Raw genomic sequence first — 16,216 nt, forward strand, 5'->3', positions numbered from 1 at the left:
AAAATGGTTCAAGATATAGACGATATTTTACAAGAGATAAACCGCGGCGTTGCCGAGATGATCGATGCTGAGAGAGTTGAAAATTTGGTTAAAAATTATTATGAAAAAGGCGAAAATTTCTACGTAAAAGCAGGCTTTGACCCAACCGCTCCAGACCTTCACCTAGGTCACACAGTCGTTTTAAACAAGATGGCTCTGCTTCAAAAACACGGCGCGATCGTGCAGTTTTTGATAGGCGATTTTACCGCTCAAATAGGTGATCCAACAGGCAAGTCAGCCACTAGAAAAAAGCTAGATCAAGAGACCGTTTTAAAAAATGCAAAAACTTACGAAGAGCAAGTTTTTAAAATTTTAGATCCTAAAAAAACGGTGATAATGTTTAACTCAAAATGGTCAAATGAGCTAGGAGCTGCTGGGATGATTGAGCTAACTAGCACATTTTCAGTAGCTAGGATGCTAGAGCGAGATGACTTTGAAAAAAGGATAAAAGCGGGCAATCCTATATCAATCTCTGAGTTTATGTATCCTTTGCTTCAAGGCTATGATAGCGTTGCTATGAAGTGCGACATCGAGATGGGCGGCACAGATCAGAAATTTAACCTTCTAATGGGCAGAACTTTGCAGCGAACATATAATATCGGCAAAGAGCAAGCTGTCATCATGATGCCACTTCTTGAGGGGCTTGATGGCGTAAATAAAATGAGCAAGAGCCTTGGCAACTACATAGGCGTAACTGAAAATGCAAATGATATGTTTGCAAAAACGCTTAGCATAAGTGACGAGCTTATGTGGCGCTGGTACGAGCTACTAAGCACAAAAACACTTGGCGAGATAGAAGAGCTGATGAACGACGTAAATAGTGGCAAATATCATCCAAAAAAGGCAAAAGAGGATCTTGCTTATGAGATAACAGCGAGGTATCACGGCGAGGAGGCTGCTAAGGCTGCTATGGCTGAATTTAACAGCGTTCACTCTCAAAATCAGCTCCCAACTGATATGAAAGAATTTAGCTTAAAAGCGCCGATTTGGATAGTCGAAGCCTTATCTCAGTGCGGGCTAAGTGAGTCAAACTCTCAGGCAAGGCGAGATATAAAAGCAAACGCAGTTAGCATCAATCAAGAAAAAATTAGTGATGAGCAGTTAAAATTAGGAGCAGGCGAGTATATCTTGCAGGTTGGTAAGCGTAAATTTGCGAAGATAAAGGTTGAATAAATGGAGTTAAAGCCATTAAAAATAGGTAAATACGAGATAAAATACCCGATATTTCAAGGCGGTATGGGGCTTGGCATCAGCTGGGACAAACTAGCTGGCAATGTGAGCTTAGAAGGCGGTCTTGGCATAATTAGCTCAGTTGGCACAGGCTACTATGAAAACCGCAAATTTATAGATAAAGAGTTAAACGCAAAGCCTTTTGGAAGCGAAAATTTCTACTCTACAAGAGGCCTTCGAGCGGTCATAGAAAATGCACGTAAAATTTGTGGCGACTTGCCACTTGGCGTAAATATAATGTATGCAGCAAATGACTATGCAAGGGTTGTAAAAGATGCTTGCGAGGCTGGTATAAATATCATCGTATCAGGTGCAGGCTTGCCTACAAATTTACCTGAATTTACACAAAATTTTAAAGAGATAGCACTAGTGCCGATCGTCTCAAGCGCAAAAGCACTAAAGATCATCTGTAAGCGCTGGCTTCAAAGATATGAGCGCTTGCCAGATGCTGTCGTGCTTGAAGGACCGCTAAGTGGCGGCCATCAAGGCTTTACATACGAGCAGTGCCTTGATCCTGAGTTTTCACTATTTAACCTTATCCCACAGGTAAAAGCAGAGATCAAAGAGTGGGGCGACTTTCCTCTCATCGCAGCTGGTGGAATTTGGGATAAAAACGACATCGAAAAGGCGATATCGCTTGGAGCAAATGGCGTTCAGATGGGCACACGCTTTATCGGCACTCACGAGTGCGACGCAGACATCGGCTTTAAAGAGGTCTTGCTAGCAGCTGAAGAGAAAGACATCGAGCTTATAAAGAGCCCAGTTGGCTACCCAGCTCGCGGGATAAGAACAAATTTGATAAATTTAGTCGATAAAAGAATGGGTCCAAAGATCCAGTGCATAAGCAACTGCGTAAGCCCTTGCCAAAGAGGCAAAGAGGCAAAGCAGGTGGGATACTGCATCGCGGATAGGCTATTTGACGCATATAGCGGCAAAAAAGAGAGCGGGCTATTTTTCACGGGAGCAAATGGCTATAAACTAAAAGAGCTAATAAGCGTAAAAGAGCTAATGCATAAGCTGGTACATGGTGAATGAAACGGGTTTTAATATCTCTTTTTCTGGCATTTAGTTTTCTTTTTGCGGCGACAAATTCGGAGACTTTTGCCAAATTTGATAGAAATTTTATGGCTCTAAACAGAAGCGCTAAGATCAAGCTTCACAACGATATAAAAAATATCTACGTTGATGCGATCATTAAAAACGACAAAAACACGAAAAAGCAGGCACTTACTAGGCTAATAACAAGCTCAAAGGCGCTTGGCTTTGACTCAAGCGCATATATAAGAGACCTAAATGCGATAAATGGCGTAAAAGGTGCCAGTGCGCAAGCGGTTTTGCCAGCTTTAACGCTACTAAGTGCCACAAAGGTAAATGACACCTTGGTGCTTAAATTTAACACAAAGCTAGATACCGCAAGGCTAAAAACATCGTTTGCCAAACAGCAAAATGCCTACAAAAATATCATGGATATTGATGGCAGGCTAAATGGCAACCCACTAACTTATAAAAATTTCATCTCAGACTACATCCACATCTCGCAGTATGACAAAAACACCGTCAGGATCATCTTTTCTGACAAGGTGCAAAAGACTATAAAAGCAAATGCGACTGGGGATTTGCTAATAATCAGCGCTCAAAATTTCATCTCAAATGAAAATGTAAGAGCACCACTTCATAAGCTTAAAAATAAAAATGAAAAGCCAGCACAAAGCGTAGTAGAGCCAAATTTAAAGTCTGAGCCAGCACAGAGTGAGCCAGTAGAAGAGCCTTTGCCTCCAGTTGCTGCGGGTAAATTTTCACGCAACAAAACGATCGTCATCGACCCAGGGCATGGCGGCACGGACCCAGGTGCGGTAAATGGCAGTTTAAAAGAAAAAACAGCCGTTTTAGGTGTAGCCAAAAAGCTTGGCGAGATACTAAAATCTCATGGCTACAAGGTCTATTTCACCAGATCAACTGATGTTTTTATAAATTTAAGAACAAGAACGAAATTTGCAAACGACAAGATGGCTGATCTTTTCGTCTCCATCCACGCAAACGCCGCTCCAAACGCTACTAAAGCAAAGAGCATGCACGGCATCGAAACCTTTTTCTTATCGCCTGCAAGGAGCGAGCGTAGCAAAAACGCAGCCGCACTCGAAAACAAATCAGACATCGAAGAGATGAACTATTTTTCGCAGCAGACATTTTTAAACGTGCTAAACCGCGAGAAGATCATCGCCTCAAACAAGCTTGGTATCGACATCCAAAAAGAAATTTTAGCAAGTGCTAGAAAGGTCTATGCAGCCAGCGACGGCAGCGTGCGAGAAGCGCCATTTTGGGTGCTCGTGGGCGCTCTTATGCCGGCGGTTCTTGTCGAGATCGGCTACATCACGCATCCAGTCGAGGGCGAAAAACTCTTTGACGAGGCCTATCAAAAAGCCCTTGCAAACGGCATCGCAAACGGCATAGATGGATATTTCGCAAAAAATAGATGAAAAATGCAAATTTGAGCTTTAAAGGGCAAATTCCATTTAACGAAGAGTTTGGCGATATCTACTTTAATACCGACAAGCCCTGGCTTGAGAGCGAATTTGTCTTTGCAAGCGCACTTGAAGAAATTTGGCAGAGCAAAGATAGCTTTATAGTCGCTGAGACTGGCTTTGGCGCTGGACTAAATTTCTTCACACTTTGCAAGAAATTTAAAAATAGCTCTAAAAAACTTCACTTTGTTAGCATCGAAAAAAGTCCTATAAAAAAAGATGATTTTTTAAAAATTTATGAAAATTTAGGCATTTTTAAAGCTTATGCTAAAAAGCTAGTTTCGCTCTATCCACCGCCAATCTCAGGCATACACCGCATAAATTTCGCTCCAAATATCACCCTTGATCTTTGCTACGGCGAGGCAGATCAAATTTTGTCTGAGCTTGAATTTAGCGCTGATATCTGGTTTTTAGACGGCTTTGCCCCAAGTAAAAATGGCTCGATCTGGAGCGAGGACGTCTTTAAACAGATCGCAAGGCTAAGCAGGGTTGGCACCATAGTTAGAACTTACTCGTGCGCAAAAATGGTGAAAGTTGGGCTAAAAAATGCTGGCTTTTTGCTGAGCCTAAAAGAGGGCTACGCTAGAAAACGCCAGATGAGTAGCGCCGTGCTAGAGAAAAAGGATGAAAATTTAAAGGACGCTTGGTTTGCGAGGTGCGAGCCTGTTGGTAGTCCAAAGGGCAAAACTGCGCTTGTCATAGGCGCAGGAGTGGCTGGGCTTGCAACAGCCAGCGAGCTAGCTAAAAATGGCTTTAAAGTGGTGATCGCCGAGGCAAAGAGTGAGGTCGCGACAAATGGCTCAGGTAATCACTGCGGCGCCTTGATGCCATTAGTTACGAAGCCTGGGGTAAATTTAGGCCGCATGCACATAAATGCGTTTTTGCAAGCAGTGAGATTTTACAAGGCAAATTTGCCAAAAAGCCTCATCAAATTTAATGGCTGCATCGACTATGCATTTGATGATGAGCTCGTTAAAAGATACGCTTCATGGCAGGATCAAAGTGCGGAGGATCTTTTTAAATTTGATGAGAGTTTAAAGCCATATCCTGGGATATTTATAAAAGAGGCGGCTTATGCTAGACCAAGAGAAATTTGTAAATTTCTATCAAGTAACTTTGAAATTTTATTTAACCACGAGTACGAGAGTAGGACGCACCTGCAAAATGGCAAGATAAGCGTTAAATTTAAAAATAAAAAAAGCTTGGAGGCTGATATCTTAGTCTTTTGCACAGGTAGCAAAAGTAGTGAAATTTTTAAAAACTATGACATGCAAATAAGTAGTGTCAGAGGTCAAGTTACGTACCTAAAACCGGTTCTAAAAAATGAGCTGCCACTAAGCGCAAAAGGCTACATCTGCCCAGCCGTAAAAGGGGTGCAAGTCATCGGCGCAACCTACGCTAGAAATGAAATTTGTGACATGCCTAAAGACGAGGATAACGCTAAAAATTTAAGCGACGTGAGCGAGTTTTTTGACACGTCAAAAGCCACCATCATCGGCTCACGTGTGGGATATAGAAGTTATAGCGGAGATAGATTTCCGATAATTGGCGCTTTACACGACGAGGAGTTTTACAAGCAAAACTACAAAGGGCTATTTTGGAGTAAAAATAAAGATAATAATCCAAAAGCAAGCTACGAAAGAAATGTCTTTGTAAATTTCGCTCACGGCTCGCGCGGCCTTGGTACAGCGATACTTGGAGCAAATTTGATAACCAATCTTGTGCTTGATCGCCCACTTTGCATAGAAAGATCGCTATTTTACGAGCTTCATCCTGCTAGATTTTTGATAAGAAAGCTAAAAAAAGGACTAAAATAGTCAAATTCCTTAACATAAGTTAAGAACTGTTATCAAAACTTGCATTATAATCCTTCACAAAAAAGGATAAAAAATGAGTCAAATTTACAATCTCGATAAAGACACAAAGATAGTTGAAAAAAGCGTCGTTAGCAAAAGGCTCTTTCAAAACAAAAACGCAAGCGTAGATATATACGCATTTGACGAGGGCGAGGAGCTTGATCACGAGATGCTTTTTATAGATAGCCTTGCCTTTGTCATTGACGGCGAAGCACAGCTTGAGTATGGCGAAAAGCAGATGAAGCTTGGGCGTGATGAGGCCTGCCTTATCGAGGCAAAAACCTGGCGAAAACTCAAATTTACAAAGAAAACAAAATATTTACTAATAGATTTTAAGGAGAATGTTATGATAGATCATTTAGACAAAGCGAGTGTCTTTAGCCTCGCAGATGCCGTTAGCTACGAGAGTGGCAAGATAGTTAGCAAGACGCTTGTCAAAAACGAAAATGGCTCGATGTCGCTACTTAGTTTTGACAAAGACCAAGAGCTCTCGACCCACGCTGCCCCTGGCGATGCGCTACTTATCGCGCTTGATGGCGAGCTTGATTTAAAGATAGCTGACGAGAGTTTTCATTTAGTAAAAGGCGATAGTATCGTGCTTCCAGGCAAGATCCCACACGGCCTAAAAGTGAAAGACAAATTCAAAATGCTTCTAATCGTCACAAAAGACAAAATGTAAAAAAAGCCCTATTTTAGGGCTTTTTTCTTTTATAAATCACATTAAATTTACCCTTAATAACCCAAAAAGCAAAGTCATAATATAATCCCTTTAAAATTTAAAGAAGAGCTATGAAAAAAGAAAATTCCAAACTATTTTTACTGCTATTTTTGGGCGCGCTTTCGGCATTTGGTCCATTTGTCACAGATCTTTACCTGCCAGCACTTCCAGCCATAACTGAGTGGTTTGGCACAAGCGTTTCAGCAACCCAGCTAACTCTTACAACCTCGATGGCAGGCCTTGCGATCGGTCAGCTAATAGTTGGTCCAATCAGCGATAAATTTGGGCGAAAAACACCACTTACCATCTCGCTCATCATCTACACGATAAGCACGATTTTTATATTTTTTGCGCAAAATATCCAGTTTTTTATCTTTATGCGCATCATCCAAGGGCTTGCAAGTGCGGGCAGTCTGGTTATCTCAAGAGCCGTTGTGAGCGACCTTTACAAGGGTCACGAGATGACTAAATTTTTTAGTCTTATGATGGTTGTAAATGGTCTTGCCCCGATATTTTCACCAATAGGCGGTAGCTTACTACTTAAATTTACCGACTGGCGCGGCATCTTTATGGCGCTAACGATTATCGGTATTTTGCTATTTATCGCAAATTTTTACTTCAAAGAGAGCCTAAGCCCTGCTAACCGCCTAAAAGTGCCTTTGCTAGAGACTTACAGCGTCTTTGGCAAAATTTTAAGAAAAAAGAAATTTATGCTATTTATTGCGATCCAGACATTTACGATGGCTGCGATGTTTGCCTATATCGCGGCATCTTCTTTTATCTTACAAGAGTTTTACCTACTAAGCCCAGTAAGTTATAGCTTTTGCTTTGCGGCAAATGGCCTAGCCATCGTCATAGGTGCTAGGCTTGCAAGCTTGCTAAATGAACGAAAAGCACTAAAAACTGGGCTTTTTGGCACCTTGTTTGCTAGCATTTTTATAGCGTTTATGCTTTGCTTTAAATTTGAAGTGATCGGCGTTATCATCGCATTTTTCTTGCTTTTACTCTTTACTGGCTTTATCTTGCCAACAGCCTCATCACTTGCGATGAATGAGGGCAGAGAGTACGCTGGCTCGGCCTCAGCAGTGCTTGGATTTTGCCCATTTTTCTTAGGTGGCATCATCTCGCCACTAGTTGGGCTTGGCGACATTTTTTACTCGACGTCAATAGCTATTTTAGCTTGCAGCGTGCTTGCCTTTATCTCATTTTTAGGGCTAAAAAGAGTTGCGTAAAATTTATCTTGTTTCAAATACAAAGACGACTGATGAGAGCGTTGTAAATTTAAGCGTTAGCAAGATAGAGTTTTTGAAATTTGAGATAAATTTAAGCGAATTTGACGCGCTTGTGGCAACTTCAAAAAATGCCTTTAAGGCTTTAAAATTTAATAGCATTTTGCCTATAAATTTGCCAGTTTTTGCTATCGCAAATAGTTGCGCAGCGGCTGCAAGAGAGTTTGGTTTTAGTAAAATTTACACTGGGCAAAATGCTCATGGAGATGACTTTGCAAGAGAAATTTTGCCACTTTTAAAAGGCAAAAAGGTTCTTTATCTAAAAGGCAAAGATAGCGCTTCAAATTTCTTAGAAATTTTACAAAAGAGTGGCGTAAATATAAAGGTGGTCATCGCTTATGAAAATGTCTTAAATCCTTGCAAAATGGAGCTAAAACCACCAAAAAATAGCATTTTAATATTTGCTTCTCCGATAAATGTGAGAAATTTCCTTGCTAATTTTGGCTGGGACGAGAGCTATCAGACGATAAGCATCGGTAAGGTCACTGCAAAAGAGCTAAAATTTAGCACGCCACTTGTTAGTCAAAGTCAAGATATAAACGCTTGTATCGCACTTGCCAAAACGTTACTTTAAGCAAAGAATTTATATAATTTTATTGCCTGAGTGAAGCGAGTCAGCATTTTATGGGGTCCAACACTTTTTTGTTAGCGAAAAGGTATGGGTGCCTTGCGATGTGGCTTCGTTTGAGCCTTAAACAGCGAGAAGTTGCAACCTTTTGGTATCCATCTATTTGCAAGATTGGCTTTGTTTATGGGCCACTCTTCTATGCGACGCCCACTTGGGTTTTTAAATTTACGGAGATAATATGAACATTCTCATAATAGGAAGTGGCGGCCGCGAATACGCCATTGCTCTAAAACTAAAAAGCGAAAAAAATATAAATTTATACTTTGCTCCTGGAAATGGTGCGACCTCACGCCTTGGTGAGAATTTAAACATAAAAGACTTTCATGAGCTAGCTGAATTTGCTAAAAAAAATAGTATCGAGCTAACTATCGTGGGACCTGAAGCGCCTCTTAGCGAAGGCGTAGTGGATATCTTTAAAAAAGAGGGTTTACTCATCTTTGGACCAAGCAAAGCAGCTGCTAGACTTGAGGCTAGCAAGGCCTATATGAAGGACTTTTTAGCTAGAAATAATATAAAAACTGCAAAATATTTAAACACAGACGATAAAGAAAAAGCATTTAAATTTATTGATACCCTAAGTGCTCCGATGGTTGTAAAGGCTGACGGACTTTGCGCTGGAAAAGGCGTGATCATCGCAAATTCCAAAGAAGAAGCCAAAGAGGCAGTTAGCGACATGCTAAGTGGGGCTAGCTTTGGTGATGCTGGTAAATTTGTTGTGGTTGAAGAGTTTTTAGACGGCTTTGAGTTAAGCTTTTTTGCCATTTGTGACGGCGAAAATTTTGTAAGCTTGCCAGTGGCACAAGACCACAAACGCCTACTTGATAACGACGAGGGTCCAAATACTGGCGGCATGGGCGCTTATGCTCCAAGTCCGCTTGCTTCAAAAGAGCTTATAAAAAGAGTCGAAGAAGAGGTTGTAAAACCTACGTTAAAAGGGATGAAAAAAGAGGGCAGTCCGTTTTGTGGAGTGCTTTTTGTGGGGCTGATGATCGTGAAAAATGAGCCTTATGTGCTTGAGTTTAACGTGAGATTTGGCGATCCTGAGTGCGAGGTCTTGATGCCATTAATCGACGGAAATTTGAGTGAAATTTTACTAAACGCTGCAAGGGGTGAGTTAAAGCCTATTAGTTTAAAAGATGAATTTGCTGTTGGCGTCGTGATGTCTAGCAAAAATTATCCTTATAAAAGTAGCCCAAAGGCTAAAATTTCTGTTTTAAATGATGTAAAAGATGCCCATATAGCTTACGCAGGCGTGAGCAAAGAGGGCGATGAAATTTATGCAGATGGGGGCAGAGTGCTAGTCTGCGTAGCGACTGCAAAGAGCATAAAAGAGGCACGTGATAAGGCCTATGAGCTTTGCGAAAATGTCAAATTTGACGGAGCACACTTTAGAAAAGATATCGCGTGGCAGGCTCTAAAATGAGTATGCAGATAGAAGAGAAGCTTCAAAACGAAGAAATTTCACTTGCTCCTTTTGCTAAAAGGATCATGGCGTTTTCTATCGACGAGATCATAGTTTCGTTTCTTTTTATGATCATCTATTGGGAACCTCTTTCTACTAGCACTAACTATGATGATGCTAGAAATTTAGTATTAAATTTATTTTGGCAAGTGGTCGCTTTAAAAGTCATCTATCACACATTTTTTGTTTGGTATTATGGCGCTAGTTTAGGGCAGATGATAACAAAGACGATGTGTATAAATGTAGAAATTTTAGATAAGCCAAATTTAACTCAAAGTCTTGTTAGGGCGATATTTAGGATAGTTAGTGAAGCTTGTTTTTATCTTGGCTTTGCTTGGGCACTTTCAAACCCTGCAAGGCAGACGTGGCAAGACAAAATAGCAAAAACAGTGGTGATAAATGCGTAAAATTTTATTTTTGATTCCAATTTGTGTTTTTAGTTTAAGTGCAGCAGTGCAAGATGTGCAGCTATTGGCTGATGATGTGAAGCAAGATAAGGGCATCGTAACGGCAAACAAAAACGTCGTTGTATATTCGCAAGAGTATCTTGTGACGGCTGATTGTGCTGTTTATGATCAAAACAACTCAGTCATTGAGCTCTTTGGTAATGTCAATATGATGAAGGGCAAAGATGAGGTCTCTCGCTCAAACTACGCTAAGCTAAATTTAAAAAACAACAACGCTGCTTTTGAGTCGCTCTTTATGATGAACAAAGACATGGAAGTGTGGATGAGAAGCGATGAGAGCAGCTCTGATAGTGAGTACTACAGAGTAAGAAAGGCGATGGTTTCAAGCTGCAACGTCCAAGATCCTGACTGGAGCATCACCTCAAGCTCAGCCATGCTAAACAAACAGAGCAAATTTTTGCACCTTTTTAACCCAGTCTTTCGCATAGCAAATGTGCCAGTCTTTTACCTGCCATACTTTGGTTTCTCAACTGATACTACAAGAAGGACAGGCCTTTTGCCACCAGAGCTTGGATATGGTAAGTCAGAGGGCTTTTACTATAAGCAGCCAGTCTATTTTGCACCCTATAATGAGTGGGATCTGGAGTTTGATCCGCAGATAAGAACAAACAGGGGCGCTGGAATTTACGGTGCTTTTAGATTTACTGATTCACCTGATTCAAGAGGTGAGATCAGCTTTGGTTCATTTACTGATAAAAACAGCTACCGAGCCAAGCAAAAAAGCGAGACTTCAAACAGAGCTGAGCTAAAAAACAAAACCCATAAAGGTGTCGGGCTAAAATATGAAAGAGATAAACTCATAAAATACCTTAGCGAGGCCGATCTGCAAGAGGGCATGTGGATAGATGCAACCAAGCTAAATGACATAGACTATCTAAATTTAAAGGGCAGAGATGATGACTACGACTCGCTTGTGACCTCTAAATTTAACTACTTCATAGCAAATGACGATCACTACTTTGGCGCCTATGCAAAATACTACATAGATACCGAAAAGATCGGCTCAAAGAATGAAAACAAAGATACGCTTCAAGAGCTTCCATCGCTTCAGTATCATAAATTTACAGACGATATAGTCTTGCCAAATATCTTATATTCAATCGATCTTCAATCACATAGATATGATAGAAAGATAGGCGTTAGAGCAACTCAGTATGAATTTACTCTACCAGCTTCAGTGCATGTGCCACTATTTGATGATAGCCTAACGTTTTCATTTTACGAGTACCTTTACGCTTCAAGGATAAACTACGAAAACAAGATAAATTCATTTGATGACAAAAGAGAAGATAAGCACGCAAATTTTGTAAATAACTACCACAAATTTGCCTTTCACACAGACCTTGCAAAGGCGTATGAGAGCTTTTATCACACTTTAAATTTTGGTGCTGAGTATTTGCTACCAGGCTACAGAAAAGGAAATTTAGACGACGAGTTTATCTATGACAAAGATCTAAATGAGTATGAAAATTTCTTAGCTCAAGATCAGAGCAAAGAAGAGGTTTCTGGCTATTTGACGCAGTATTTCTTTAACGGCAGTGGCAGAAAAGTCGTAAAACACAGCATCTCACAAGGCTACTACACAAAAGATGATGAGTATTCAAATTTAAAAAATGCCATCTACCTATATCCGTTTGAGAATTTTAGCGTTTATAACAAGCTTGAGTACTCACACAAAGATAGAGAGCTTAAAAAGGTGCAAAACGGACTTTACTATACGCACGATCTATTTTGGATAAATATGCTCCATACGATGAAAAAGAGCGATAGCAAGGCTAAAAATAGTGCAACAAAAGATAGCTACTTTACCAGCAGTGCTGGTGTGAAGCTCCCTCATCAATATAGCTTAATTGGCGGCTGGCAATACGACCTTGAAAGGAGCTACACAAAGAGCTGGAGAGTTGGCGTGCTTCATCAAAGGAAGTGCTGGAACTATGGCCTGATTTACCAACACGATGTCGAGCCAACAACAACGACAAATGGCTCAGCCTCAACTAAGAAAAGCGGCATCTACTTTACTATAAATTTCTATCCGATGGGCGGCTTGCACTATGACTTTTCACAAAGCAGCACCACTTCATCAAGTAGCAAATAAGATGGCTAAATAATGGCAAGCGTTAAATTTAAAGATCAACTAGATGCAGCTAACAAGCTCATCGAGATCTTGCCAAAAAAGGAGCTAAATGACGCTAAGACGATAGTTCTTTGCATGTCGCTTGAGTCAGTTATCCTGACTGATGTGGTTTGCAGGGGGCTAAATTTAAGCTATGAGATGCTCTTTAGCGAGCCAATCCCTGCGCCAAACAACAGCGAATGCGACGTAGCGATAGTTAGCGAAACTGAGGATATCGTGCTAAATGATCCTCTCATAAAAGCTTTTAACATAAGCTATGACTACATCTACGGCGAGGCGCATAGAAAATATGAAGAGAAAATTTTAAAAAATGTCTATAAATACAGAAAAGGAAATTTGATAGGAGAGCTAAAGGGCAAGAATATTTTACTGATCGATGAGGGGTGTGAGACTGGCATGACGGCACTCATCTGCATAAAGACGCTGCTTGATGTGAAGGTAAAATCTATCTCATATGCAACGCCGATGATAGCCACTGATGTCTTTGCAAATTTAAATGATATGGTTGATGAAATTTACACGATAAACAAGATCGTTGATTTTATCGATGTGGATTCGTATTACGAGAAAAAGATCGAGGCTACGAGCGAGCGCATCATGTCGATATTAGAAGAGAGCCCTCACTATTTACCGTTACAAAAACAACAAGGAGATAAAAATAATGCAATATAGTATAGAAGTCAATAATCAGGTCGAAATTTTTGACCTTAATAAAGTAGCTAAACAAGCTAGTGGGGCAGTGCTTTTAAGGGTGAAAAACACCGTAGTTTTAGCAACTGTGGCAAGAGAAGATGTGCAAGTTGAAGAGGACTTTTTGCCTCTAACCGTGCAATACATCGAAAAGGCTTACGCTGCTGGTAAAATCCCAGGCGGTTACGTCAAGCGCGAGACCAAGCCAGGCGACTTTGAGACGCTAACGGCTCGCATCATAGATAGATCGCTTCGCCCACTTTTTCCAAAAGGCTACGCATATCCAACGCAGATCGTTGTCATGGTACTTTCAGCTGATCCTGAGGTTGATTTACAAGTTGTGAGCCTAAATGCGGCTTCAGTTGCACTGTATCTTAGTGACATCCCTGTAAATCGCCCAGTTTGTGGTGTAAGAGTTGGCTACATAGATGATAAATTTGTTATAAATCCAAGCAACTCTGAGCTAAAACAAAGCGCGATCGATCTTTATGTTGCTGGCACAAAAGATGAGCTTTTGATGATCGAGATGAGAAGCTTGCCTCAGCAAACTACGCAGCTCATACCGATGGTAGCGATAGAGCCGATGATAGATCCTAGCCTAAGCGATAGCATGGCGCAAAAGCAAGTGATGAATGAATTTAGCGAAGATAAGATGGTTGAGGCGATCGACTTTGCTGGCAAGGCTATACTAAGAGCTAGCAGCGCTTATGAAGAGGCGTTTAAAGAGCATAAAAAAGAGGACGCTGCACTTGAGCTAAAACCAGAGATAGAAAACGAAAATATCGCTATTTACATCGATAAATTTTATAAAGCAGAGGTTAAAAACGCGATCAATCAAATGGCAAAGAGCGAGCGTGCAAGCGAGCTTGGCAAGATCGCTAAACAAATTTCAAGCGATGAGGTAGCTCAAAAAGAGGGCTGGGACGAGGCTGTCATCTCAAATGTCCTTGGTAAATATAAAAAGAAAATAGTAAGAGAGCAGATCATAAACGAGGGCGTTAGAGCCGACGGACGCGGACTTGAAGAGGTTAGGCCTATTAGCATTGAGACAAATGTCCTTCCAAACGCTCACGGCTCATGCCTCTTTACAAGAGGTCAAACCCAAGCTCTAGTTGTCGCTACTCTTGGCACAGATAGCGATGCTCAGATGTATGACATCCTAACTGAAAAAGCTCCTTTGGTTGAGAAATTTATGTTTAACTACAACTTCCCAGGCTTTAGCGTCGGCGAAGCAAGCCCACTTAAAGCTCCAGGCAGACGTGAGCTTGGACATGGAAATTTAGCCAAACGTGCCCTTGCACCAAGCATCGATCTAGCTTCTCCGTATACGATAAGAGTCGTTTCAGAAATTTTAGAGAGCAACGGCTCAAGCTCAATGGCTAGCGTTTGCGGTGGTTCGCTCGCACTTAGAGCAGCTGGGGTCAATACTCAAAAACTAGTCGCTGGTGTTGCGATGGGTCTTATATTTGAAGGCGATAAGCACGCTGTTTTAACCGACATCATGGGTCTTGAGGATCACGACGGAGATATGGACTTCAAAGTTGCTGGCACAAGTGATGGCATCACAGCGCTTCAGATGGACATCAAGCTTGGAGGCATCAGCCTAGAAGTGCTAAAAGAGGCGCTTTATCAAGCAAAACGCGGCAGAGAGCACATCCTTACTCTAATGACACAGGCTGATAAAAATATAGAGATAAACGAGGATGTATTGCCAAAACTTGAGCTATTTAACGTCGATCCAAGCAAGATCGTAGATATCATCGGTCAAGCTGGCAAGACTATAAAAGAGATCATCGAGAAATTTGAGGTTTCGATCGACCTGGATAGAGAAAAAGGCGAGGTTAAAATCGCAGGCGGCGCTAAGAAAAACGTCGATGCAGCAAAAGACTACATCATCTCCATCACTTCAAAAGAGAACTCTCGCTCATTTGGCAAAAAGCCGTTTAAACACGACAAAGACCGTGTAAAACCGACATTTAATATCGGAGATGAGTTTGTTGGAAGTGTAAAAAGCGTGGTTGATTTTGGAGTATTTATAGAGCTAAAAGACGGTGTTGATGGTCTGCTTCATATCTCAAAGATAAAAAGCCCATTAAACGTAGGCGATCAGGTAAAAGTGTGTGTGAGCGAGCAAAAAGGAAACAAAATTTCGCTCTCTTTGGTTGAATAAATTTTTAAAGGATAGATGATGAAATACAAAAAGTTGCTTTTTCCAATAGGAGCAGGGGACGATATCGAGCCAAGAATTTACGGTGCTTTAAAGGTTGCACAATGGTTTAAAGCTCACATGGAGATCCTCACTTGCCAACTAGATCCAAGCGTGGTTTATAATATGAAAATGACGCTTCGTGGTGGAGTGCTTTTTGAGGAATTTTTAAAATCAGCCAAGTCTGAGCTTGCAGTTGAGCACGAAGAGAATGAAAAGCTTTTTAATAAAATTTGTGCAGATCTTGGCATAAAGGTGAGTGATGAGATCATTGAAGATGTCTGCACTGCAAATTTCACGATCCATAATGGAAAAAGAAGCGCCATAGTCGAGCAAGAGAGTAAATTTTGCGATCTAGTCGTAGCTGCAGTGCCACTTGATGGCAAGATCACTGGCACATTTGAGTCAGCTGTTTTAAAAAGCGGCAAAAATGCGATCGTTATACCTAGAAAGATGCGTGAATTTAAGGCTGATAATATCCTTGTGAGCTGGACAGGAACTACTCAAAGCTCAAGAGCCCTAACTGGCGCGATCGATCTTTTAAAGAGCGCCAAAAAGGTTCAGTGCATCACTTCAAAAGCAAGCCTTGGCGATAACGCTGAGCTAAATCTTAAAAAGCTTGAAGAGTATTTTAAAATCCACGGCATTAGCGCGTCTTTTGAGATTATAGCAACTACAATGATACCTGGCGAGGCACTTTTAAAAGCTGCAAATGATAGAAATGCAGACCTCATCGTAGCTAGCAGATACGGCGAAAACGGACTAATGGAGATGGTCCTTGGCGGAACATCAAGATTTTTCTTAGAACATACAAATATCCCAGTTTATCTATAATGGATTGCGGCTTGGTCCGCGATCTAATTTATTATTTTACAAATTTTTAAATTCCATTCACCCCTAAGAATCGACTACTAAAATTTGGCTTCGCTTACAGCTTAGCTTAAATTTTAGAGCCAAAATTACTCGCTCATGAAA

Annotated in this window: 13 protein-coding genes; all 13 read left to right on the top strand. The window is 41.0% G+C overall.

From position 1 onward, the window contains the following. Positions 1–3 precede the first annotated feature (3 nt). The 13 genes from tyrS to CYO90_RS10055 all read left to right on the top strand — a co-directional run bounded on the left by tyrS (position 4) and on the right by CYO90_RS10055 (position 16,075). Complete coding sequence (tyrS, locus tag CYO90_RS09995; RefSeq protein ID WP_004317207.1) at positions 4–1,212, top strand: tyrosine--tRNA ligase; 1,209 nt, start codon at positions 4–6, stop codon at positions 1,210–1,212. Further along, positions 1,213–2,304, top strand: coding sequence for a nitronate monooxygenase (locus CYO90_RS10000; protein ID WP_004317256.1), 1,092 nt, complete (start codon positions 1,213–1,215; stop codon positions 2,302–2,304). Further along, complete coding sequence (locus CYO90_RS10005) at positions 2,301–3,746, top strand: N-acetylmuramoyl-L-alanine amidase family protein (RefSeq protein WP_103579387.1); 1,446 nt, start codon at positions 2,301–2,303, stop codon at positions 3,744–3,746. The genes CYO90_RS10000 and CYO90_RS10005 overlap by 4 nt, the downstream gene beginning before the upstream one ends. After that, complete coding sequence (gene mnmC, locus CYO90_RS10010; protein ID WP_103579388.1) at positions 3,743–5,608, top strand: bifunctional tRNA (5-methylaminomethyl-2-thiouridine)(34)-methyltransferase MnmD/FAD-dependent 5-carboxymethylaminomethyl-2-thiouridine(34) oxidoreductase MnmC; 1,866 nt, start codon at positions 3,743–3,745, stop codon at positions 5,606–5,608. The genes CYO90_RS10005 and mnmC overlap by 4 nt, the downstream gene beginning before the upstream one ends. Positions 5,609–5,681: 73 nt before the next feature. After that, complete coding sequence (locus CYO90_RS10015) at positions 5,682–6,326, top strand: cupin domain-containing protein (protein ID WP_012140225.1); 645 nt, start codon at positions 5,682–5,684, stop codon at positions 6,324–6,326. Positions 6,327–6,436: 110 nt separating this feature from the next. Further along, a complete protein-coding gene (locus CYO90_RS10020) occupies positions 6,437–7,597 on the top strand; it encodes a multidrug effflux MFS transporter (protein WP_021084153.1) in 1,161 nt (386 codons plus the stop codon). Further along, positions 7,590–8,228: a uroporphyrinogen-III synthase gene (locus CYO90_RS10025; protein WP_103579389.1), complete on the top strand. Its 639-nt coding sequence runs from the start codon at positions 7,590–7,592 to the stop codon at positions 8,226–8,228. The genes CYO90_RS10020 and CYO90_RS10025 overlap by 8 nt, the downstream gene beginning before the upstream one ends. Before the next feature lie 232 nt (positions 8,229–8,460). After that, positions 8,461–9,705: a phosphoribosylamine--glycine ligase gene (gene purD, locus CYO90_RS10030; RefSeq protein WP_103579390.1), complete on the top strand. Its 1,245-nt coding sequence runs from the start codon at positions 8,461–8,463 to the stop codon at positions 9,703–9,705. Then, the gene (locus CYO90_RS10035) at positions 9,702–10,151 is read left to right on the top strand and encodes an RDD family protein (RefSeq protein WP_002941696.1); all 450 of its coding nucleotides are present in this window, start codon (positions 9,702–9,704) and stop codon (positions 10,149–10,151) included. The genes purD and CYO90_RS10035 overlap by 4 nt, the downstream gene beginning before the upstream one ends. Continuing rightward, complete coding sequence (locus CYO90_RS10040) at positions 10,144–12,306, top strand: LPS-assembly protein LptD (RefSeq protein WP_103579391.1); 2,163 nt, start codon at positions 10,144–10,146, stop codon at positions 12,304–12,306. The genes CYO90_RS10035 and CYO90_RS10040 overlap by 8 nt, the downstream gene beginning before the upstream one ends. A gap of 12 nt (positions 12,307–12,318) precedes the next feature. After that, positions 12,319–13,017 (top strand): sodium:proton antiporter, encoded by a 699-nt coding sequence (locus CYO90_RS10045; RefSeq protein ID WP_002941705.1) that lies wholly within the window; start codon positions 12,319–12,321, stop codon positions 13,015–13,017. After that, complete coding sequence (locus tag CYO90_RS10050; protein WP_103579392.1) at positions 13,007–15,205, top strand: polyribonucleotide nucleotidyltransferase; 2,199 nt, start codon at positions 13,007–13,009, stop codon at positions 15,203–15,205. Before CYO90_RS10045 ends, CYO90_RS10050 begins: the two co-directional genes overlap by 11 nt. Before the next feature lie 18 nt (positions 15,206–15,223). Then, positions 15,224–16,075, top strand: a complete 852-nt coding sequence (locus CYO90_RS10055) for a universal stress protein (RefSeq protein WP_103579393.1) — start codon at positions 15,224–15,226, stop codon at positions 16,073–16,075. Positions 16,076–16,216: the final 141 nt, after the last annotated feature.

Origin of the sequence: Campylobacter concisus (genome assembly GCF_002913745.1) — a bacterium.
GTDB lineage: Bacteria > Campylobacterota > Campylobacteria > Campylobacterales > Campylobacteraceae > Campylobacter_A > Campylobacter_A concisus_R.

What these genes read in the sequence shown, in the direction of transcription:
- CYO90_RS10055 (WP_103579393.1), top strand. Translation starts at nt 15,224, where the DNA reads ATGAAATACAAAAAGTTGCTTTTTCCAATAGGAGCAGGGGACGATATC.
- tyrS (WP_004317207.1), top strand. Translation starts at nt 4, where the DNA reads ATGGTTCAAGATATAGACGATATTTTACAAGAGATAAACCGCGGCGTT.
- CYO90_RS10005 (WP_103579387.1), top strand. Translation starts at nt 2,301, where the DNA reads ATGAAACGGGTTTTAATATCTCTTTTTCTGGCATTTAGTTTTCTTTTT.
- CYO90_RS10045 (WP_002941705.1), top strand. Translation starts at nt 12,319, where the DNA reads ATGGCAAGCGTTAAATTTAAAGATCAACTAGATGCAGCTAACAAGCTC.
- purD (WP_103579390.1), top strand. Translation starts at nt 8,461, where the DNA reads ATGAACATTCTCATAATAGGAAGTGGCGGCCGCGAATACGCCATTGCT.
- CYO90_RS10040 (WP_103579391.1), top strand. Translation starts at nt 10,144, where the DNA reads ATGCGTAAAATTTTATTTTTGATTCCAATTTGTGTTTTTAGTTTAAGT.
- mnmC (WP_103579388.1), top strand. Translation starts at nt 3,743, where the DNA reads ATGAAAAATGCAAATTTGAGCTTTAAAGGGCAAATTCCATTTAACGAA.
- CYO90_RS10020 (WP_021084153.1), top strand. Translation starts at nt 6,437, where the DNA reads ATGAAAAAAGAAAATTCCAAACTATTTTTACTGCTATTTTTGGGCGCG.
- CYO90_RS10000 (WP_004317256.1), top strand. Translation starts at nt 1,213, where the DNA reads ATGGAGTTAAAGCCATTAAAAATAGGTAAATACGAGATAAAATACCCG.
- CYO90_RS10035 (WP_002941696.1), top strand. Translation starts at nt 9,702, where the DNA reads ATGAGTATGCAGATAGAAGAGAAGCTTCAAAACGAAGAAATTTCACTT.
- CYO90_RS10050 (WP_103579392.1), top strand. Translation starts at nt 13,007, where the DNA reads ATGCAATATAGTATAGAAGTCAATAATCAGGTCGAAATTTTTGACCTT.
- CYO90_RS10015 (WP_012140225.1), top strand. Translation starts at nt 5,682, where the DNA reads ATGAGTCAAATTTACAATCTCGATAAAGACACAAAGATAGTTGAAAAA.